The sequence below is a fragment of the Ignavibacteriales bacterium genome (assembly GCA_015709675.1).
GTDB lineage: Bacteria > Bacteroidota > Ignavibacteria > Ignavibacteriales > Ignavibacteriaceae > H2-BAC3.
In genome coordinates this window covers 2,574,820-2,595,896 of sequence record CP054182.1, presented here as the reverse complement: position 1 = coordinate 2,595,896, position 21,077 = coordinate 2,574,820, and the positions used below count along the sequence as shown (strand labels likewise).

Genomic DNA, 21,077 nt, shown 5'->3' with positions numbered 1-21,077 from the left:
TTATTTACTTCCTTTCAGAATAATCAGATTGCTTCGTTCCTTTGTAAAATAATGTTTCACGGCATTTTGTATATCTGCGGGTGTCAGTTTTTCCAATTCTGAATACATTTCATCAATTACTTCAATACCTCCTGTTACGGTAATAAGCTGAGGAAGAGCAGATGCAACAGAATTCGGGTTATCAAGTCCCATAATGAATGAGTATTTATTCCTCTTCTTTAAGTTATTGAGCCGGGTTTCATCAACCGGCTGATCCTTGAACTGTTGTATCGTTTTTTCTATCTCTGCCAATACATAATCAACATCTTTTTCATCTTTTATCATGGAATAGATATCAAACATGCCCGGATCTCTGTTTTCTGCCGGAGAAGCACCGATAAACTGAACTTTCTGTTCATTGAGCACGAGTTTTTTATAAAGATCACTTGTTGAACCAAAAGCAAGTTCCGCAAAATAAATTGTGGACAGAAGGTTTTTATTCTTTGCGGAAAACGCATCACTCTTATAGCTTAACAAGATCAACGGGAGTGATTTACCTTCATACTGAACTTCCTTCTTCCTGAAGGCCTTCTGCTCCGGTTCTGTTTCAATCTGCGGAGCAACATATCCGGGTTTCCAGTTTCCATAGTATTTGGTTATGAGAGCCTTTGCCTTATCGGTTTCAAAGTCACCGGCAAGCACCAGGACTACATTAGACGGGCGGTAGTATCTGTTGTAGAATGAAAGACTGTATTCATACTGATTGGGCATATCTTTTATATCCCGTTCAAAACCCATGGTGGTATGTTTATACGTGTGCTTATCATAAGCAAGATCAGCCATTTCCTCAAAAACTACTGACCAGGGGTTTGTTCTGTTTTTGCGGTATTCGCCATAAACGGCACCTGCTTCAGTCTGAAACTGCTCAAGGGTGTAACGCAGAAACTGGAAGCGGTCAGATTCAATGCTGATAACCGTTTCCAGATCATCAGAGGCAAATTTCATGTGATAGACTGTCAGATCGGAACTGGTATAGGCATTTGCATCAGCTCCAATACTGGTGACAATACTATCATACATATCAGCAGGAAATTTTTCTGTTCCTCTGAACATCATATGTTCAAAAAAATGAGCAAATCCTGATTTACCGGGTTCCCACTCATCCCTGCTTCCTGTGCGCACAACGGAGTAATACGCAATTATGCCGCTTCCCTTCATGGGAATTAGTATCGCTTTCAGTCCGTTATCAAGCAGATAGTTTTCATATTTATACGGAAAAATCTTTCCGCCATCATTTGCAGTTATCATCATCGCAGACATTACAAAAAACAATAAAATTTTTAACATAGCAGCTCCTATATCTTTGAAATACCGATACCGGGTCCGTCACTCAGGGTGACTTTGCCGTCAATTATTTGAGTCCCCTTATAAATATCATTACCTATGAGAAGAGCACCGTCCAGATCCGCCCAATCAACCATTGGTGAAATTTGTGCCGCGGCCGATATTGCGCATGAAGTTTCTGTCATGCAGCCAAGCATTACTTTCATATCAAGAGCTCTTGCCAGAGTAAGCATTTTGTGAGCTTCACGAAGCCCGGTGCTTTTCATTAATTTAATATTAATTCCGGAATATATCTTATGGGCCTTAAGGACATCAGGAAGCCGTTGTACTGCTTCATCGCCAATGGTAGGCAGAGGACTTCTTTCCGTAAGCCACGCATTATCGTCAAGATTTTCTTTAGGCATTGGCTGCTCTATAAAAACAACTCCCTGTTCCTGGCAGTAATGAATCATTTCCAGTGCAAAGTTCCTGTCCTTCCATCCCTGATTTACATCCACGCAAAGCGGCTGATCAGTAACTGAGCGTATCGTCTCAATCATCTCCTTGTCAGTATCTCTGCCAAGTTTAATTTTAAGAATCTTAAATTCAGCAGCTTCTTTAGTTTTCTGTCTGACAACATCCGGTTTATCTATACCAATGGTGAAAGAGGTATACGGAGTTTTTGTTTTGTCAAATCCCCATATTTTATAAAGAGGAGCATTAAGCAGCTTTCCTATGAGATCGTGCAGAGCAATATCAACCGATGCCTTGGCGGCAGGGTTTCCAGGTGCAACTCCATCTACATACGTTAAGATATTTTCAAGATCAAAGGGATCAGAAAATTGTCCCAGATCAACCTTAGAAAGAAATGCCGCGGCTGATTCCTGAGATTCACCCAAATATGGCGGCATAGATGCCTCACCAAAACCTGTTATACCTTCATATTCAATTTCAGTGAGCATCACCGGTGTGGTGGTTCTTGAACTTGTTGCTATGGTAAAAACGTGTTTTAACTCTAATGTATAAGGTCTGAATCGAAGTTTCATTTTCTTTCCGGAAAAAATGGATGATTGTGCTGCTGAAGCAATCGAACTTAACGGATTGAGCATCAGTGCTCCTGCACTCATAGATGCTATTTTTATAAAATCTCTGCGTGATGAGCTCATTGCGGCAGATTCTCCTTCAGAAAATAAGCCGGGCTATTTTTAATGAAAGTAAGTCCGTTTGCTTCAGGATTGATAAAAAATCTTTTGGCCCTTATAAACGTATTGAATCTGAAAGGACTGAAGTTGGGTTTTGTTTTATTCAGACTGTTAATTTTAACTTTTCCGCTTGAGTGAATAAATTCATCGTTCCCGATATAGATGCCAACATGAGTTATTCTTTCTCTTGTGGTATCCGTTTCCTTAAAGCCAAAGAAGAGCAGATCCCCGGGTTCAAGTTTCGAGAAACCATCTTTCGTATCAACCAGTATGCCTGAATAAACCTGCTGTGAAGCGTCGCGGGGCGTAATCAGTCCGTTCATGAAATAAACGGATTTAGTGAATCCGCTGCAATCTACTCCTTTGGTTGAAGTTCCGCCCCAGAGATACGGATAACCCATAAATTCCGCTGCCGAATTAAGAATATTTTCACCATTCAGTTCAGTTCCGTTTACCCAATCAGTGAATGAAGCAGAATTGCTGACTGAAAGATAGCCTTCCCTTCCGTCAGGAGTCCGGAGATGATAGTAATCTCCCTTCATTCCGATTTTTCTCAGCAAATTGCCTGCGGTTAAATCTGAAATAACCGGACTCTTTTCAGAAGCATCACTTCTCAGCAGTGCATAAGGAACCGTAACTATAACTCTTTCAGAAGCAAGCCAGTCTCTGATCTGACTCTGATTCATCAATTGGATGCCATCATCATCAACCCATCCGAGATAATTATCCGGAGTCTGAACCAGATACCACTCACCTCTTTTTTTCCATACTTTTACAACAGTGCCCATTAATGATTGTGTGGCCATTTCTGCCGAATGTTTCGGGTCTGTTCTGTGATTAGCCACTGATATACAGACAACAGCCATGGTATTTTCACCCAGGTTCTTTTGGGGCAGAACTTCAATCGCAAAATCTGAAGCTATATTTGCATCTTTAAGTTTAGACCGGAGTTCTTCGAGTGCATCCGGAATGTTTGTTTCACCCGAAAGAAGCGGAGTGCTTTTAGTGAAATCCGCATCTACCGTAAATATTGCAGTCCTTTTGTCAGGAGCGTGGTTCTTTTTAACGCTGGAAATAATCTCCAGCACTTTGGTTGAATCTGCGTACATAATACTGCACAAAAAAATGAGAAGAAGTGTTTTCATAAATCAGAACTGAAAATATATAAATGGCTGAAGATCAGCGAAGCGGGCCTGAGCTGAAATCCAAATCGCAATGGCCAGTACAACCGCCTGCCCGGGAAGTGTAATTTTCTCAAGAAATGTTTGCAGAACATTTTCCAGACGGGATGGAAGAAAATGTATTATATATCCGATGCACATAAGGATAAAGACAGGAAAAAATGCATCAACAAACTGAGGGAATACTTCCGGCTGAAAAAAAGTTGCAATCTGTTTCAAAACGGTCTCAGCCTTCTCAAAGGATGATGCTCTGAAAAATATCCAGGCAAATGCAATAAGGTGGAATGTGATAAAAACCTTCAGGAACTTATGAAACCGTGTGTCTTTTATTCTTAAGAACGATGCAATACTCTCTCTGATATTCTTAGTAAAAAGGGAAAAAACCATAAAGAATGCATGAAGAAGACCCCAGATAATAAAATTGTAACTGGCACCATGCCAAAGTCCGCAAAGCGTAAAAGTAATCAGAATTGCAGCAGCATTCCCCCAGATTTTAAAGGAACGCAGACCGATCTGAATAGGCTTAAATAAATAATTCTGCAGCCAGGCAGAAAGTGAAAGGTGCCATCTTCTCCAGAAATCAGTTACACTCACGGCTTTGTAAGGATAATTAAAGTTATCCATCATCTTGAAGCCCATGAGCATACCGATCCCTATCGCCATATCGGTATATCCTGAAAAATCGCAGTAAATCTGAAGAGTATATCCGTAAACAGCTAGAAGATTTTCAACTCCGGTGAACCTCGCCGGCTCGTCAAAGACTCTTTCCACAAAATTTATGCTGATATAATCTGCAATCAGATTTTTCTTAAGCAGACCCATTGAAATCAGAAAAACTGCCTTGGCAATGGTAGCATTCGTAAAAGGAAGAGGATTTTTTATTTGCGTAAGGAAATCACCAGCCCGGTCAATCGGTCCGGATAAAACTGCCGGAAAAAAGGAGAGGTACAAAAAGAAATCAAAAAAGCTTTCTTCCGGTTCATGCATCTCCAGATAAATATCAAAAAGATAGCTGAGTGCCTTAAAAATATAAAATGAAATACCCAGCGGCTGTATGATATCCCATGCCTCAATGGATCCATTCATCGCGGAGTTGTAAATCTCGATCAGGAAATTTGTGTATTTAAAGTAAACGAGCACACCGAGATTTACTAATACACCCAGCAGCAATAAAGCACGCTTGCCACCCTGGCCTTCCGTCCGGTAAATTCCTTTTCCGATGAAATAATTCGCGATTCCTGCCGCAATCAGCAGGCCCAGCAAATCTCCTGATGCTTTATAATAAAAGAAAACGGAGAAAGCTATCAGAATAAAAGTCTGAATTTTTCTGTCTCTGATTACCGACAGAATTAAAAGCAGACCCAGGAATAGAAACAGAAAAAAGGATGAAGCAAACAGCAGCGGATCATACTGATCATACTTGAATAATACGGAAACTTTATTTATGTCAATGAACACGAAGTACCTGCATATATCCGTTTATTTTTTCGAAAGTTTTGAAGTGAGCAGATTTTGCAGATCGCCAATGTTTTTACACTTCAGTATTTCTATACTTTTAAAACGAACATTGAAGTCCTTCTCAATTGCAGAAATCACATTAATGTGATTAATGGAATCCCATCCGGGAATCTGGTTTGCAAGAGTTTCATCCTTGATATCATAATCATCAAGGTGTAATTCCTTTAAAATTGAAGCTTTGAATTCTGGTGTTATCATTTTATGCCACTAAATATTCGTTTGATTCTAAAACTCTCTCTTTATTGTGCTTTCTGCTCGGTTTCCCTGCTGAACTTTTAATAAGCCAGCGTGGTGGTACTATATAAATCCTTGAAATACTCTGATCATTAGCCAATGCATGTTCAAGTATCTTTACCCGCAGATCAGATTTTCCCTTTTGATCTGCTGCTTCTGATTCTACAATCACACACAGCACCTCGGTTCCTACTTCCGCATCATCCGCGCCAAAGGCAATAACACGGCCGGGCAGTACTCCCGGTACTTTATTCAGAGTATCTTCAACATCCTCAGGATAGATATTTTTTCCCGCAACGATGATGATATCTTTTTTTCGTCCGATAACAAAACACTCACCATCTTTCATGAATCCGAAATCGCCTGAGTAATACCATCCGTCCTTAAGAACTTCTTCGGTTTTCTCAGGATAATTTCTGTACCCGTCAAACATGGAGACTGACTGAATTGCAATCTCCCCTATTTTATTATCACCAAGCGGTTTCCGCTGATCATCTACTATTTCAACCCTGCAGCCTTCAATTACTTTTCCTGATGAAACACATATTCTTGCATTATCAGGTGAGTTCACATACGTGAGGATTCCCTGACCAAGTTTTTCCCGGTCGGTGTATATCACAGCAGGAGTTTTCCCCGGCTCAGACTGCGTAACTGCGTATGTTGTTTCAGCCATTGCATAGCAGGTAGCGAGTGCTTCTTCGCGAAATCCGTATGCTTTAAAATGATTCTTAAAACGTTCATGGCTCTGATATCTGACAGGTTCGCTGCAATTTATGACCATACGCAGTGAATCAAGCCTCATTCCTTCAAATTCTTCTTCATGAATTTTATCTGCCATAAGGTTATAAGCAAAATTCGGAAGCCAGGTTAATGTAGCTTTTTCATGACTTAATGCTTCAAATAATAGCACCGGTGCTAGCACCCATTCAAATGGATCAATCTGAATGGAAGGTATGCCAAATGCCAAAGGCATATGAAATGCTGCAATCAGTCCCATATCATGATACAGAGGAAGCCAGGAGACCACCTTATCTTCTCCTGTAACCTGAATGGATTTTCCATAATAATCAGCATGTCTTACCACAGCGCCGTGAGAAAGCAATACCGGCTTTTGCAATCCTGTTGTACCGGATGAATGCTGTAAAAGCATCGGTTCATCCGGTGTTACCAGACTCCGTGTATTACGGATAGCCCTAAATTCCTCATCAGAAAAATCAACTGCCATTGGAAATTCAAGCGGAAAATGCACACCTTTTACCGTACCTTCTGAAATAAGCGGTTCAAGTATGGGGTGAATTTCCCGTTCCGTCATAATCCAGTCCAGGCCGGATCGGTGTGACATGCCAATAATACCCTGCCTGAATTTATCAGGATGTAATCTTGGGTTGGGATAAGCAAGTACCGCTGGTATTGCCCCGAGCCCGACTATTCCCATATATAATGGGAAGAATTCCTTATTATGACGGATGATGATCGCTACGACTTCACCTTTTTTAATACCGGTCTTTTTCAGGTGGAGCGTATAGCGTTCCGCCTGTGATATAATGGAAGAAAATGACCACCTGAATGGTTCTTCTCCGGCCTTCCAAACAACAATAGCATCTTTCTCCGGAGTCTCACTTCCGTGCTTACTCCAAAGATCCCAAATATTCCGGGCTTCCATAGTTTAACTCACAAATCTTGTGTTAGTTTTTTAAATCTTCTAATGCTTTTGAAATCAGATTAGCTACTTCCCTGGCACCTTCAGTATTCAGGTGAGTATAATCCTTTGACGCTTTATTTTCAGCAACCCACTTAGCCATGGCGCCTTCTCCCCCCATCGCTTCATAGAGATTCCAGAACGGTACATTTGATTGTTCAGCGATCTTCTTCTGAGCATCAAGCACTTTAAGCACGGCAGGATCAGTCACAAACTTTGACCCTTTCTTAATACCCTTATCCTGAACTCCGATAATGAGAATTCCGGCTTCAGGAAAAGCAGCCTTCAGAGCAGCAATATTTTTATTCATCGCGGCTATATACCAGCTCAGATCTTTTGTATCCTGGTCTAACATATTAAGACCAAAATTCAGAACGATAAGATCATAATCTAAATACTTTGAAAAATCTTTAAGCATCGATTCTGGTATATCACGCAATGCTATGCCAGAGTTTCCCCTGAGCGGAAAGTTATCTACATATACACCGGTATTCTCTTCAAAACTGACGCCGTAAAAGTTTCCTTTGGTACCATTGGGCACATTAATTTTTAAACTTTTGTTCCGCCCTGTCAGGTAAAAATCAAGTTCTTCAATTTTTTTCGAACCCTTCAGAGTGAACGATTTTTCGGCACCGTTATTAACTGAAATGCTAATCTGCCCGCCTGCATCAGACTGATAATATAATTTTGCATTTACGAAATGTTTAATGCCATAAAGGTTAGTAACTTCGTACTGCACCCATGATCCGCCGTTTGTATAGGAGACTGCGCCATTAATTCCAACCGGCAGTTTATCCGGATTCTGCGCGAAAACCGCTCCGAATTTCCAGTTGTCAGAATAAGACAATTTGGTTGTAGTTCTGAATGCTATATCCATGGAATTAATTGCAACAAACCCAACGCCATGACCGCTGTATTTTGACTGGAGATTCTTACGCAGATCAGCACTGATGAGATCCCCTTCAATTACCGAGTCACCGAAATGAGCTATACGAATTTTCTTTGTTTTGGATTGTGTGAGCGCTTCGGTAAATTTCTTCAGCATCTGAGTATTACCCCCGATCTTTTCCGATGGAGGGAAATAAGCAAGTGTATTGACAAACGAAGTACTTAATGGGTTGTTTAAAAATGACATAACTCCGGCTGAAACAGTCATGTTATCCGGAAATTCATCAATTAATAAAGTCTCTTCTTCATCAACCCTCACATCGCTGAAAAAATCAACTTCCTTTGTTTCGTAAAAGAAAATCTTAGTTCCTTCAGGGATATACTGAGTAAAAAGAACTAAAACCAGCGCAATCGCTACCAGTAAAAATGGTTTAACTGCGTTCTTGTTTTCTACCACCTTGATACCGCTCCTTATATTCCGTATTTAATTAATAATTTTTCAATCTCTCTGCCCCAAAGTCTGTAACCTTCTGCCTTTAGATGTATGCCGTCATAGGTAAGTTCTTCCCTGAGAAATTTACTTATTGAGAGTCCAGGATTCAGATCTAAAAAATCAACCCCGTTCTGCTTGCACCAGGATTGCATGAGCGTATTAAGTTTTTCAACCTCACGGTTTCTGTCAGCGGCATTTGGCCAGCGGGGGGATACATAAAGTGTGGACTGAACAACAACTCTGATGCCCTTCTCCCGGAATTCAGAAATCAGCCTGGTATATTGTTCAGATATAGTTTCAACTGGCAGCCAGTTGTAGATATCGTTAATTCCTGCCATAATAAAAACAATTTTGGGGCGTAAACTAAGAACGGTCTCTGTCCGGGCAAGCATTCCTTCCAGAACATCACTGGGGATTCCCCGACCGGCAACATTATCTCTTCCAAGCAGTTCCGGCCAGCTTACTCCTTTGGTAATTGAATTACCAAGGAAGACTATATCTGCCTGTTTTTTCTTGTAAATTTTATAAAAATCTGTTTCTAGGTTGTAGTTAGGATTCTTCTTATAAAATGCAGAATCCTGTTGAAAACCCTGCGCGGAAAATACTGTACACACGAAAAGGAATAGAACAATTATTGTTCTCATGTATCTCCATAAGGTTAAAAATTACAGAACAAAAATATCCATATACCCCCATAAATCAAAGAATTCTTTGAATTTTAGGGGAATTGACGTATTTTTACCTAAAAGAAGATAAGGAGATCAAATGAGCACAGGAGGAATTCTCTTCCTTTCAGCAGCCTGGTTAATTATTCTTTCCATTCTGGTCTTTACTTTTGGTAAGATTCTGACAAATAAAAGTAATTCCTGACCAGAAAAAAAAAGGCTGTCAGGTTAATGACAGCCTTATAACATCAGATATTCATCGGATGATCGTCGTCATCCCCGCTGTAAGGCTGGGATTGATGTGCCAGATTGGTCTCCGTTCCCTTCAGCTTAATCTTTCCATCCTTCATGTGACGATACAGCATATCGTTTTCGATAAGATAATAGAACTGCTCCCGGAATTTATCCAGGGAAAGTCCGCAGGTGGCTGCAAATTTGGCCAGTTCATGCGGATCCTCAAAATCCCCCTCGTTCAGTCTGAGCATATAACGGCGGGCTATGTAGAAAGACTCAGACGTGGTATCAACCATTCTAACCTTAGTTTTCTTCGTCTTTGGATCCAGAATATCGGTGAAATACAGCGGCACAAAATGACCGCTCTGGATTGAAACCATAGCTGCATTTCCGCCACCAAGAATGAACTGGGAGGCAGAGAATCCTAAATCACGGGTATATTCCATATCATAAGGAATGGGATCCGCGCATCTGAGTTCGTAACCTATGTTTTTAGCCACAATAGTGACCTTGAGATTGAAGTCCCTAAGTCTTTTCTGAACTTTCGCCTTCAGGATTTCTCCAAAATTTATCTCGGCTATTCTGATATTGTCATGGGCATCACGCTCAATATTCACCAGATCGTCAAGATCCTTGGGATCAAGATGCTCAACCAATCCTTCAGCGAGAACAGCAACACCGTCAGTTTTACCGTAGCTGAGGCGTTTTATAATAGCACCAGCCAGGATATCCACAACATGTGAAAGTTTACTGACACCTTCAGGGAACTCTTCAGGAATAAGCGTCAGGGTTGAACCCGTTGCCTTTCCTATCCCGAGAGCCAGATGACCGGCTTTTCTTCCCATGGTTACCACAAAATACCAACGGCTGGTAGTCTGGGCATCAACCATCAGGCTTTTTACTATCTCAACGCCGAGATGACGTGCAGTCTGAAATCCAAAAGTCGGAATTCCGAGCGGCAGATCCAGATCATTATCAATGGTTTTTGGCACGTGAACCACTTTTATCCTGCCGTTGGCCATTTCTTCCACTTTCATGGCGCTGAAAGCGGTGTCATCTCCGCCGATGGTTATCAGTTTATCAACATTAAGGCGTAACAACGACGTAACGGTATTTTCCAGATGTTTAGGATTTTTTGTAGGATTCGCTCTTGAAATGCCAATGTAGGATCCGCCCCTGAAATGAATCCGTGAAACATTTTGTATGGTCAATTCTTTTACATGTGAAATATCCCCCTCCATTATCCATTGAAATCCGTCTCTGATACCAATAACTTCTATTCCTTCAATTGCAGCCCGGATAGTTGCTGCTCCGATAACACTATTTATTCCCGGCGCCGGACCTCCGCCTACAAGTATCGCAAGTCTCTTAGGTGCGATCATCTTCTTTATTCTCCGTTCTCTTTTATTTCTGCAAGACTAATTTTACTGATTGTGAAAAATTTTCCTGTCTGATATTAGCAAAATATATGCCACTGCTAAAATTGTTCATCGTAATTGACAATTCTTTCTCACCGGATTCAGCATTGACATAATTAATATTACTCACGGTATTACCCAGAATATCAAAAATCTTAATCCGGAAATCAGATGCTTTTGGCAGGTTAAAACGCAGTCTGGTGGCCGAATTAAAGGGGTTTGGGTATGCACCCAGGCGGAAATTCAGTTCAGATTTATCTTTTTTTTTATCATGAATTCCGGTTACAGGCTCCGGGGAAAGCAGCCGGTTTAGTTTGAAATAAACAGCATCTGCATTCATTATTTCACCGATCGAAAGGTTCGAGTTTTCCATCCTGACGATTCTTTTTCTCCCGTTATTGAGAAATACCGTACCTATTTTATACCATCTTTTAAGAAGAGGATTATTTTGAGGTATAAAGTATTCACTGTTCATACCTGATGTATCAGTCAGGATTGCCTTAGCCGAATCTGTTCTGTTTGTTGCTGTAACATTGAATGAGTAAATATCATAGTACCCAGCCACATCTATATCAGCATAATAATCAATTGCAGCCGGAGCACCCCCGTTAGCTGAAAGTGAAAAACCCTGATTACCTGCTAATCCATTACTATACCATGCTCCCGTTTTAACTACAAATGCAGTATCGGTATGATTAATAATCCCATAATGCTCCCTCCAGTCTGGTGAAGAGTGAGGCACGTAGGCTTTATTCTGATTCAAGGAACTCTTTATAAAAGGAAAAATACCCACAAGATCTGTGTAATACCAGATGGCATTTCCCTTAAATCCCTTGCTCCGTGTTGTTTGAATCATACTTTCGATCACGGTATTGGAAAGCTGTGTATTATTTGGTTTGACAGCTAACGCAGGGTAAACCTTTGATTTATCAGTAATTAAGCTGCCTGATATATAGTCAAGTATGGCGCTAAAAGATGAAGAGGAGGTGACGTAAGATTGTACCTGTACGTTATCAACCTTACCGTTATTTACCCACCAGACCCAATCCTGACAGAAACTGTTATAGGCCGTATAAGAACTGGAACTATAGAGTGAGGGAGCATTTGAAACATTGATATGCTCCGAGACTGATTTTATTGAATCGTAAGCGCGTGCCACAAATTCATTCAGTTTATCTGCCCGCCAGCGAATCCAGTTAGGATCCGAACCAATTTGTGGCGGAGGATTATTGTTATTCTCGGCGCGGTATAAACTATCCGTGTAGACATCATATCCGTAATCAGTACTTGAATATCTGATCCGGTCCAGTTCAATGCCATCAAGATCATATTTACGGCACATTTCAGTCAGCATTTCAATCATGAAATCCTGAACATCTTTTCTCGTATGAACCATCCAGTAAAAATTGCTGCCGTCAATTTCTTCGCCATTCTGCTTTTTTGCTACCCAGTCAGGATGTGCGTTAAATATCGGTCCTTTTGCACCAGCAGGCTGATTTCCAGTCCACCCTCCCACAAATCCATACTCAAACCATGCTTCTACCTGAAGACCATGTTTATGCCCCTCTGCAATTGCCTCAGCCAGGATATCTCTACCGGCATAAGTTGGGTCAATTTCAACTCCTGTTTCACGCTTGAATACATCACTTTTCCAGAGCGGATATCCCCTGCTCCATACGTTGATAAACACAACGTTAAAATTGTTGTTAGCAAGGCTATCCATTGCATAGGCAAGCGATTCTTTGGATGAAAGCGTATTGCGGGCGATCCAGGTTCCCCTGAACTCCTGAGTGAATGATAAGGAAGTTAGTGTGAGAAAAAGTACAACAAAAAATTTGGTCATCGAAACTCCAATAAAAAAGGCGGGAATAACCCGCCTCAAAATTAATGCAAAACTTTTAATTTGGCATATTTCAGCATAAGGTGCTTAATGTTATTACCGTCAAACTGCACCGTAACTTTCTGATTATCTCCGGTACCAATAATCTGAGTTACTTTGCCCATCTTGAAGGTATCATGATACACTTTGCTTCCAATCTTTATCATTGAATTGATAATTACCGGATCAATATAATCCATCGTGGCAAAGGTTTCCTCCATCAGTTCCTTCTTTGATTTCCGCTCAAGGCGTTTGTTAGCAAGCGGATCATCAAAATTGATGGTTGCAGGGTTTACCTCATCAATAAATTTAGAGCGGTTCTGATATGCAACCTCGCCAAATCTGTAACGTGAACGTGCATGAGAAAGATATACTTTCTTCTGGGCTCTGGTTATTGCCACATAGAATAATCTTCTCTCTTCCTCTTCTGTCGCCTCAGAACTGAAACGGTTTGAAAGCGGAAATATATCCTCTTCAAGTCCGCTGACAAAAACCAGCGGGAACTCAAGTCCTTTTGCGCTGTGAACGGTAAGCAGACTTACCACATTCTGTTTGTCGTCCACCATCTCTAGATCAGTAACTAAAGCTACCTCCTGGAGATAGTCATCCAAGGTAGATTCAGGGTTAGCCGAAGAATATTCGGTTATCGCGGAAAGCAGTTCTTCAACGTTGCGAAGACGTTCCATGGACTCATGTGTGGCATCCTCTTTGAACATCTGCACAATACCCAGTTCATCTATCAGTGCACGCGTCAGTTCACCGGGTGAAAGTTTTTCCCGTAAAACAATATATTTATCCAGAAGTCCTTTGAAATTCTTCACATTCTTCTGAATACGCTCTTTTATATCAATAACCTCGAATACACGGGTCATTGTTTCAAAAAGGGTTATTTCATGCTTCCTGGCAAAACCGATCATCCGCTTAATAGTGGTCATGCCGATTCCCCGCTGCGGGAAGTTCATGATACGCAGCAGACTTTCTTCATCACGAGGATTGGTCAGGACTTTAAGGTAACCGATCAGGTCTTTAACTTCCTTGCGTTTGTAGAATTCAATACCTCCGATAATTACATAAGGTATTCTTTCTCTACGGAATACATCTTCAAACGTGCGTGACTGGGCATTCGTTCTGTAAAGGATGGCAAAATCACTATGAGCGTATTTATGGCGTGTGATTTCTTCCTTTATCAGCTTAGCAATTCTGATAGCCTCTTCTTTTTCATCGGAGGATTTCAGCAGTGAAAGCTGTTCACCTATTGGATTTTCCGTCCAGAGAGTTTTTTCAATCTGGCGTGAATTCTTCTTGATTACCGAATCAGCCGCCTGCAGAATCATCTGCGTAGAACGGTAGTTCTGCTCCAGTTTAAAGACTTTCGCTTTGGTAAAATCAGACTCAAAACTGAGTATGTTTCCGATTTCAGCCCCTCTCCATGAATATATACTCTGTGAATCATCACCTACAACAGTAATGTGACCCTCTTTTGAACAGAGTCTTTTAAGGATTTCATACTGCGCTTTATTGGTATCCTGAAACTCATCCACAAGGATATATAGGAATTTCTTTTTATATTTTTTCAGAATTTTGTCATTCTGAAACAGTTCAAGCGGTTTAAGGATGAGATCTTCAAAATCCATCGCGTTGTTTTCAATAAGGCGCTGCTGGTACACCTCATAAATTCGCGCGATATATTCGTCAGTTGGGTTTTTAATGTGATCCTTCTTGAACTCATCAGGGAAAATCATCAGGTTTTTCAGATAACTGATGCGCCTGCGGACTTTGGATGCAACTATTACATCACTGTTCAGTTGAAGGTCTTCGATGATATTTGATACCGCTGAATGGGTATCTTCTGTATCGTATATAGAAAAATTGGAGGTATATCCAATGCTGGCAGCCTCTGTTCTGAGAATCCTGGCAAAAATTGAGTGAAACGTTCCCATCCAGAGATGCTGTGCACTTTCACCGATCAGCCCGTGTATCCGTTCCTTCATTTCTTTTGCTGCTTTATTGGTAAAAGTCAGCGCAAGAATGTTTTCGGGGCTGAAATTATTCTCGATAAGGTGGGCAATTTTATAAGTAAGAACTTTAGTTTTCCCCGAGCCGGCGCCGGCAACTACTAACGCCGGTCCTTGTACATATTCAACTGCTTCTCTCTGATTTTTGTTAAGAGACTTAAGATTTAACATGCCGACCTATTTTTTGAAAAATTAAAGTGCAAATATACGGAAACCACCCCGAAAAGTAAATCTAAAAATTTTCCGAAATTTTTTCCGCTTCTCACCGTTTCAGAGAGAAAACTGTAAATATTCCCTCTTTTTCATAAATATGTGAACAATAGAGAATTAGCGGTATAATAAGATAAATCAGGCCGGACACTCAATTTTTTGCTTCTCTGCCTTTTGAATAAAATGCATAATTAACTTTACTTTATGAAAATATTTTACTCCGACCACTATACCATACCACTTCCGGAAGGACACCGATTCCCAATGGAGAAATACCGTCTGCTCAGAGAGGGGCTTGTTGAAGCAGGGGTATTACAGTTGTCCGAACTGCACCAGACCCGGATAGCCTCCGAAGATGAAGTCGCCTCGGTACACTCCCCGGCTTACATAAAATCGGTTTCAAACGGAACCCTGACCCCAATGCAAATCAGAAAAATCGGTTTCCCGTGGAGCCCGGAGCTAGCTGTCAGATCGTTCGCAACAGTCGGAGGAGCAATTTCTGCGGCATTTGAAGCGTTAAAAACTGGAATTTCGGGAAACCTTGCCGGAGGTACACACCATGCTTTCAGGGAATCAGGAGAGGGTTTCTGCGTTTTTAACGATCAGGCAGTGGCCGCGCAGTTGATTCTCAGTCAAAAACTGGTAAAAAAAGTGCTCATCGTAGATCTCGATGTGCATCAGGGAAATGGTACTTCTGACATATTTTCGGACAGTGAGGATGTATTTGTCTTCTCCATGCACGGTGAAAAAAATTATCCGTTTAAGAAGGTGAACTCTCATCTGGACATCCCCCTCATAGATAATATGGAAGACGATGAATACCTCGGTATTCTGGGTAAGCATCTCCCCTCCCTCTTTGATCAAAATCCTGATATCGTACTTTATCAGGCAGGTGTTGATCCCCTCAGGGAAGACCGGCTTGGCCGCCTTGACCTCTCCTTCGCGGGTTTAAAAGAGCGTGACAGAATGGTGTTATCAGAATGTAAAAAAAGAGGAATACCGGTTTCGCTGGCTATGGGGGGAGGATATGCTGTTCCTATCTCACTTACAGTTGAGGCGCATATTAATACCTACCGGGTCGTTAAGGAGCTTTATAAATGAAGAAAGCCCGGCACTTGAAAACCGGGCTTCCTTCGGGGCACATCAGTTACTTTTTATCGTCATCAACTACTTCGTAAGAAGCATCCTGAACATCAGGTTTTTTATCTTTCTCTGTGCTGCCACCTCCTTGTGCAGGGCCATTTTGAGGAGGGGGAGCTCCGGCACCAGGCTGGCTATAAAGCTGCTGTGCTACTTCGTTCCATACTTTATTCATTGACTCAAGAGCTGACTTCATGGTTTCAAGATTACCTGAAGCAACTGCATCTTCCAGTTTCTTTATCTCAGATTCAAGACGCTCTTTAACATCCGGAGCTATTTTATCTTTGAGTTCATCAATCTGCTTTTTAGTCTGGAAAATCAGACTTTCGGCCTGATTTTTTGTGTCAATCAGTTCTTTTTTCGCTTTATCTTCTGCGGCATGCTCTTTGGCCTCTCTCTTCATCTTTTCAACTTCAGCAGGATCCAGTCCGCTCGAAGAAGTAATCTTGATACTCTGCTCTTTACCGGTAGCTTTATCTTTTGCAGATACATGCAGAATGCCGTTCGCATCTATATCGAAAGAAACCTCAATCTGCGGAACGCCTCTTGGTGCAGGCGGAATTTCATTAAGGTGGAATTTCCCAAGAGTTCTGTTGTCAGAAGCCATTGGTCTTTCTCCCTGAAGTACGTGAATTTCAACTGAGGGTTGGTTATCGCTCGCAGTTGAAAATACTTCACTCTTCTTCGTCGGGATGGTAGTATTTGCCTGAATCAGCACTGTCATTACTCCGCCCAGGGTTTCAATTCCGAGAGAGAGAGGAGTTACATCGAGAAGGAGAACGTCTTTCACCTCACCGGTCAGTACTGCACCCTGAATAGCAGCTCCGATTGCAACAACTTCATCAGGGTTAACACCACGATGCGGCTCCTTACCGAAGAGCTGTTTAACAACTTCCTGAACTTTTGGAATACGGGTTGAACCGCCGACAAGAATCACTTCGTTAATCTCGCTTGCGTTCACTCCTGCATCTTTCATCGCCTGAATACAGGGTTTTTTCGAGCGTTCAATAAGGTCGTCAACAAGCTGTTCAAACTTAGCTCTGCTCAGATTGATATTCAGGTGCTTAGGACCTTCCTGGGTTGCAGTGATAAACGGAAGGCTTACCTCAGTTGAATTTGAAGATGAAAGCTCAATCTTTGCTTTTTCTGCGGCTTCCTTCAATCTCTGAAGGGCCATTGCATCCTTACGGAGATCAACACCATCAGATTTCAGGAACTCATCAGCAAGAAAATCGATGATTCTCTGGTCGAAGTCATCTCCACCGAGGTGTGTATCACCATTGGTAGATTTTACCTCGAAGACACCGTCACCGAGCTGAAGAATGGAAATATCAAATGTTCCGCCACCAAGGTCATAAACTGCAACAAGCTGTTCTTTATTCTTTTTGTCCAGACCGTAGGCCAATGCTGCCGCAGTCGGCTCGTTGATAATACGGCGGACTTTAAGACCTGCAATTTCACCAGCATCTTTTGTTGCCTGACGCTGTGCATCGTTAAAATATGCCGGAACGGTAATAACAGCTTCAGTTACTTCCTGCCCAAGGTAGTCTTCTGCTGTTTTCTTCATTTTCTGAAGAGTCATCGCGCTGATTTCCGGTGCTGAATAAACACGGTCATTCACTTTAATACGTGCTGAACCATTGTCTCCTGTAACGATTTCATACGGAACCATTTTCTGTTCATCGCTCACTTCGTTGACGTTGCGTCCCATAAAGCGCTTTACGGAAAAAATGGTATTCCGGGGATTAGTGATTGCCTGGCGTTTTGCCGGCTGACCTACCAAGCGGTCTCCTGATTTGGTAAATGCTACAACGGACGGAGTGGTTCTCCCTCCTTCCGAGTTAGGAATCACAACCGGATCGTTGCCTTCAAGTACTGCAACGCACGAGTTTGTGGTTCCAAGATCAATTCCTATTATTTTGCCCATTGGCTGCTCCTGTCTATAAATGTGAAGGACGGCTTTACTGCCGTCCTTCGGTTACTGATGTGATATGTTACTGAATAGTTATTACTTTTTCTTCCGGCTGCTGTTCAACCACTTTTTCAAGTGATACCTTAAGCACACCGTTTTCGAATTTTGCCTCAACCTTTGAGTCATTCACCTCAACAGGCAGGGAGAAACTGCGGCGGAAACTTCCATACCGTCTTTCAACGCGGTAGTAGTTCTTTTCCTTCTTTTCATCCTCAAACTTCTTTTCACCGCTGATAGTGATTGTGTTATCTTGCAAACTGATTTTCAGATCTTCTTTGTTTACACCAGGTATTTCAGCCTCAATGTAAAGATTCTGATTATCTTCGAAAACATTCAGTCTGGGATTAAAGATTCCCGGAGTTTCCTTTACAGTAACCGGAGTCTCATCAAAAATCCTTCTCAGACGGTTATTGAGGTATTCGAGTTCTTTGAAAGGTTCAAATCTTACGAGTGTCATTGTTGTATCTCCTTTATAATTTTGTTTATTTTTATTTATTATTAACTTCATGCCCTATTAATACAAAGCATGTGCCAAACTCGATAATCTTCATAAGTCCTTATATTACAATAACTTATGATTTTATTCCAAATTTATGAAGAGTGTTTAATTTTGTCGTACAATATGCACATCTGGCACACTCGAATACTTTTTGACAAATTTTAGTATCATTTTGACAAATCATGAAAAACGAATCACTATTTGACTTTGAAGCATTCTCCCTGCGGCTTGATACAGAATGGCTTGGAAGAAAATTTCTCTACTTTGAAGAAATTGAATCAACAAATACTTTCCTGAAGGAAAGCCCGCAAAGTGAAAGCGGGACTACGGTGCTTGCTGAATTCCAGACTTCAGGAAGGGGAAGACAAGACAGAATCTGGCTGAGCAATAAAGGAGAAAATCTCCTTTTTTCAGTACTCTTAAAAAAAGATGTTATAGCTCCTGAACATCTGAATCTCTTAAATATGGGGTCAGCTGTTTATATCGGTGAAGCCATTGAGAGTCTTTACCTTCTTAAAACCGATCTTAAATGGCCCAACGATGTTCTGTTGAACAGAAAAAAAGTGGCGGGAATTCTGACGGAAACCTCGTTTTCAGGAAATAAATTTCAGCATGCAATCTTAGGCGCGGGAATAAATGTTAACCAAAACGAATTTGCCGGGAAGCATCCTGTACCCCCTACTTCAATCAAACTTGAGGCAAAATCACCGGTTGAGCGCGAAAAGCTCTTTGCTCACGTGCTCAATTCACTTGAAGAATTAATTATTGAGATTGATTCAAACCCGCAGTCCATCCTGAAAAAATGGAAGTCCGGCTGCAGTCTTATTGGCGAAAGGATTGTTATAAAAAACGGGCCCAATGTCTATGAAGGAATTTTTGAAGATGTTGACCTCAGCGGTGCACTGATGCTTAATGAAGGGGGCAGAGTTTTCAAATATAATTTTGGTGAAGTTAGTATCTCGTGAAAGTTCTGACACTTGATGCAGGTAATACCAGAACAAAATATCACCTGTTTGACAGCGATGCAATAACATCATCTGGTATTCTTGAAAAAGCTGAAGATCTGCCGGAATTATTAAAGAAAACAAATCCGGAAAAAATCGGGCTATGCAGCGTAAATCCGATAGCTACTGATAAAATAAAACTCAGTATTCCTGAAAAATATGCTCAAGTGGTGATTGAGGTGAGCTCCTCAAGCCGGATGAACTTTCATCTTGAATACGACACTCCAGAAACGCTCGGCAATGACAGAATATGCTCTGCCGCGGGGGCATTGCACCTTGCTCCGTTTGATGATCTCATCTTTGTAATTGACTCAGGCACCTGCATAACTGTTAACATTATTGCTGATAAGATATATAAAGGCGGGATAATAGCACCTGGTATTGACACTATGCTTAAATCAATGCACGATTACACCGGTTCACTCCCCCTTCTTGAGAAATATATGCCTGAATACATTCAGGGGAGAAATACCAGAGATGCCATGATGTCAGGAGTTATCATCTTACTGAAGGGCATAGAACAGTATCTGGAGCTTAATGCTAAACATTATGCCCGAAAGGCGAAGATTTTTATAACGGGAGGTAACGGTTTATTCTTAAAGGATGTGCTTCAGCTTGATGCTATATATAAAGAAAATCTGGTTGCTTTGGGAATCCGGATGCTTGTAAAACTAAACAGTTAACAGGAAATTATCTATCAGCCGGGTTTTCCCGATCCGGCAGGCTATCAAAATATAGAACGGCTGCCCAGATTTAACAATATCTATCAGCTTAAAGCTTTCTGCGTCAGTAAAGGCAATATACTGAAGCTCATATTCACGAAGACCCGCATATAAATCAGTCATTGCACTCCTGATAACTTTTGTGTCTCTCTCCCCTTGTAATACTAAGTCTTCAGCGATTCGAAGTGACTTAAACAGCGTAAGCGCTTCTTCTCTTTCCTCAGTATTCAGATATACATTGCGTGAACTCATCGCCAGCCCGTCAGTCTCTCTGACAATAGGACAAACATGAACAGCAGCAGGAATAGCCAGGTCTTTAACCATTCTGCTTATTACAGCAGCCTGCTGGGCATCTTTCCTGCCAAAGTAGGTGTTATTGCAGCGTGAAAGGTTAAGAAGGATTGTGACCACTGTTGTTACTCCCCTGAAGTGTTCCGGTCTGAATTCCCCCTCCAGAATACTGGTTATCTCAGTAACGGTTACATAGGTTTGAAATCCGGGAGGATATATATCCTCAGGTACCGGAATGAATACTATATCGCATCCCGCAGATTCAAGCAATTCAAGGTCGCGCTGCTCATTACGCGGATACGTCGATAAATCCTCATGCGCTGCAAACTGTGCCGGATTTACAAATATAGATGCGGCAGTAACATCATTTTCAGCAACAGACTGCCTGATAAGGGATAGATGCCCTTCGTGCAAATAGCCCATCGTGGGGACAAAACCAACACGTTTCCCGGCTGAGGAAAATGAACCCATATGCTTCTGAAAATCAGAAGCATTTCTTATAATCCGGATA

17 protein-coding genes are annotated in these 21,077 nt (G+C 41.5%); 3 read left to right on the top strand and 14 right to left on the bottom strand.

The genetic code is table 11. From position 1 onward, the window contains the following. The 11 genes from HRU80_09770 to HRU80_09720 all read right to left on the bottom strand — a co-directional run bounded on the left by HRU80_09770 (window position 1) and on the right by HRU80_09720 (window position 14,899). Window positions 1-1,326, bottom strand: a complete 1,326-nt coding sequence (locus HRU80_09770; protein QOJ29157.1) for an insulinase family protein — start codon at window positions 1,324-1,326, stop codon at window positions 1-3. Between the two features lie 8 nt (window positions 1,327-1,334). Next, window positions 1,335-2,468, bottom strand: a complete 1,134-nt coding sequence (locus HRU80_09765) for a dipeptide epimerase (GenBank protein QOJ29156.1) — start codon at window positions 2,466-2,468, stop codon at window positions 1,335-1,337. Then, complete coding sequence (locus HRU80_09760) at window positions 2,465-3,613, bottom strand: C40 family peptidase (GenBank protein QOJ29155.1); 1,149 nt, start codon at window positions 3,611-3,613, stop codon at window positions 2,465-2,467. Before HRU80_09760 ends, HRU80_09765 begins: the two co-directional genes overlap by 4 nt. Window positions 3,614-3,652: 39 nt before the next feature. After that, window positions 3,653-5,143, bottom strand: coding sequence for an MBOAT family protein (locus HRU80_09755; GenBank protein QOJ29154.1), 1,491 nt, complete (start codon window positions 5,141-5,143; stop codon window positions 3,653-3,655). 21 nt (window positions 5,144-5,164) lie between these two features. After that, window positions 5,165-5,401, bottom strand: a complete 237-nt coding sequence (locus HRU80_09750) for an acyl carrier protein (GenBank protein ID QOJ29153.1) — start codon at window positions 5,399-5,401, stop codon at window positions 5,165-5,167. A gap of 1 nt (window position 5,402) precedes the next feature. Further along, on the bottom strand, window positions 5,403-7,100 hold the full coding sequence (locus HRU80_09745) for an AMP-binding protein (protein ID QOJ29152.1): 1,698 nt from the start codon (window positions 7,098-7,100) through the stop codon (window positions 5,403-5,405). A gap of 22 nt (window positions 7,101-7,122) precedes the next feature. Continuing rightward, complete coding sequence (locus HRU80_09740) at window positions 7,123-8,481, bottom strand: hypothetical protein (GenBank protein ID QOJ29151.1); 1,359 nt, start codon at window positions 8,479-8,481, stop codon at window positions 7,123-7,125. Window positions 8,482-8,495: 14 nt separating this feature from the next. Beyond that, entirely contained in the window at window positions 8,496-9,161 is a 666-nt protein-coding gene (locus HRU80_09735; protein QOJ29150.1) for a GDSL family lipase, read from the bottom strand. Between the two features lie 269 nt (window positions 9,162-9,430). Then, a complete protein-coding gene (locus HRU80_09730) occupies window positions 9,431-10,798 on the bottom strand; it encodes a 6-phosphofructokinase (GenBank protein ID QOJ29149.1) in 1,368 nt (455 codons plus the stop codon). 22 nt (window positions 10,799-10,820) lie between these two features. After that, window positions 10,821-12,677, bottom strand: coding sequence for a family 10 glycosylhydrolase (locus HRU80_09725; protein ID QOJ29148.1), 1,857 nt, complete (start codon window positions 12,675-12,677; stop codon window positions 10,821-10,823). A gap of 41 nt (window positions 12,678-12,718) precedes the next feature. Next, the gene (locus HRU80_09720; protein QOJ29147.1) at window positions 12,719-14,899 is read right to left on the bottom strand and encodes a UvrD-helicase domain-containing protein; all 2,181 of its coding nucleotides are present in this window, start codon (window positions 14,897-14,899) and stop codon (window positions 12,719-12,721) included. 243 nt (window positions 14,900-15,142) lie between these two features. On the opposite strand from HRU80_09720, the gene HRU80_09715 reads away from it, so the two are divergent. Continuing rightward, entirely contained in the window at window positions 15,143-16,039 is an 897-nt protein-coding gene (locus HRU80_09715; protein ID QOJ29146.1) for a histone deacetylase, read from the top strand. Between the two features lie 46 nt (window positions 16,040-16,085). Here the strand turns inward: HRU80_09715 and dnaK are convergent, their stop codons facing one another. Both dnaK and HRU80_09705 read right to left on the bottom strand, forming a co-directional pair. Continuing rightward, window positions 16,086-18,005, bottom strand: coding sequence for a molecular chaperone DnaK (gene dnaK, locus HRU80_09710; GenBank protein QOJ29145.1), 1,920 nt, complete (start codon window positions 18,003-18,005; stop codon window positions 16,086-16,088). 67 nt (window positions 18,006-18,072) lie between these two features. Next, window positions 18,073-18,507 carry an Hsp20/alpha crystallin family protein gene (locus HRU80_09705; GenBank protein ID QOJ29144.1) on the bottom strand — a complete coding sequence of 145 codons (435 nt, stop codon included), beginning with the start codon at window positions 18,505-18,507 and terminating at the stop codon, window positions 18,073-18,075. 224 nt (window positions 18,508-18,731) lie between these two features. Here HRU80_09705 and HRU80_09700 point away from each other — a divergent pair, with 224 nt between their 5' ends. Beyond that, the gene (locus HRU80_09700) at window positions 18,732-19,514 is read left to right on the top strand and encodes a biotin--[acetyl-CoA-carboxylase] ligase (GenBank protein ID QOJ29143.1); all 783 of its coding nucleotides are present in this window, start codon (window positions 18,732-18,734) and stop codon (window positions 19,512-19,514) included. Further along, window positions 19,511-20,236, top strand: coding sequence for a type III pantothenate kinase (locus HRU80_09695; GenBank protein ID QOJ29142.1), 726 nt, complete (start codon window positions 19,511-19,513; stop codon window positions 20,234-20,236). The genes HRU80_09700 and HRU80_09695 overlap by 4 nt, the downstream gene beginning before the upstream one ends. Here the strand turns inward: HRU80_09695 and HRU80_09690 are convergent. Next, the gene (locus tag HRU80_09690) at window positions 20,225-21,076 is read right to left on the bottom strand and encodes a pantoate--beta-alanine ligase (GenBank protein QOJ30508.1); all 852 of its coding nucleotides are present in this window, start codon (window positions 21,074-21,076) and stop codon (window positions 20,225-20,227) included. The two genes, HRU80_09695 and HRU80_09690, sit on opposite strands and share 12 nt — an antisense overlap. Window position 21,077: the final 1 nt, after the last annotated feature.

Bases quoted from the DNA above. Each gene is read 5' to 3' on its own strand.
- HRU80_09770 (QOJ29157.1), bottom strand. From the start codon at position 1,326: ATGTTAAAAATTTTATTGTTTTTTGTAATGTCTGCGATGATGATAACT.
- HRU80_09705 (QOJ29144.1), bottom strand. From the start codon at position 18,507: ATGACACTCGTAAGATTTGAACCTTTCAAAGAACTCGAATACCTCAAT.
- HRU80_09715 (QOJ29146.1), top strand. From the start codon at position 15,143: ATGAAAATATTTTACTCCGACCACTATACCATACCACTTCCGGAAGGA.
- HRU80_09720 (QOJ29147.1), bottom strand. From the start codon at position 14,899: ATGTTAAATCTTAAGTCTCTTAACAAAAATCAGAGAGAAGCAGTTGAA.
- dnaK (QOJ29145.1), bottom strand. From the start codon at position 18,005: ATGGGCAAAATAATAGGAATTGATCTTGGAACCACAAACTCGTGCGTT.
- HRU80_09725 (QOJ29148.1), bottom strand. From the start codon at position 12,677: ATGACCAAATTTTTTGTTGTACTTTTTCTCACACTAACTTCCTTATCA.
- HRU80_09700 (QOJ29143.1), top strand. From the start codon at position 18,732: ATGAAAAACGAATCACTATTTGACTTTGAAGCATTCTCCCTGCGGCTT.
- HRU80_09760 (QOJ29155.1), bottom strand. From the start codon at position 3,613: ATGTACGCAGATTCAACCAAAGTGCTGGAGATTATTTCCAGCGTTAAA.
- HRU80_09730 (QOJ29149.1), bottom strand. From the start codon at position 10,798: ATGATCGCACCTAAGAGACTTGCGATACTTGTAGGCGGAGGTCCGGCG.
- HRU80_09735 (QOJ29150.1), bottom strand. From the start codon at position 9,161: ATGAGAACAATAATTGTTCTATTCCTTTTCGTGTGTACAGTATTTTCC.
- HRU80_09745 (QOJ29152.1), bottom strand. From the start codon at position 7,100: ATGGAAGCCCGGAATATTTGGGATCTTTGGAGTAAGCACGGAAGTGAG.
- HRU80_09765 (QOJ29156.1), bottom strand. From the start codon at position 2,468: ATGAGCTCATCACGCAGAGATTTTATAAAAATAGCATCTATGAGTGCA.
- HRU80_09750 (QOJ29153.1), bottom strand. From the start codon at position 5,401: ATGATAACACCAGAATTCAAAGCTTCAATTTTAAAGGAATTACACCTT.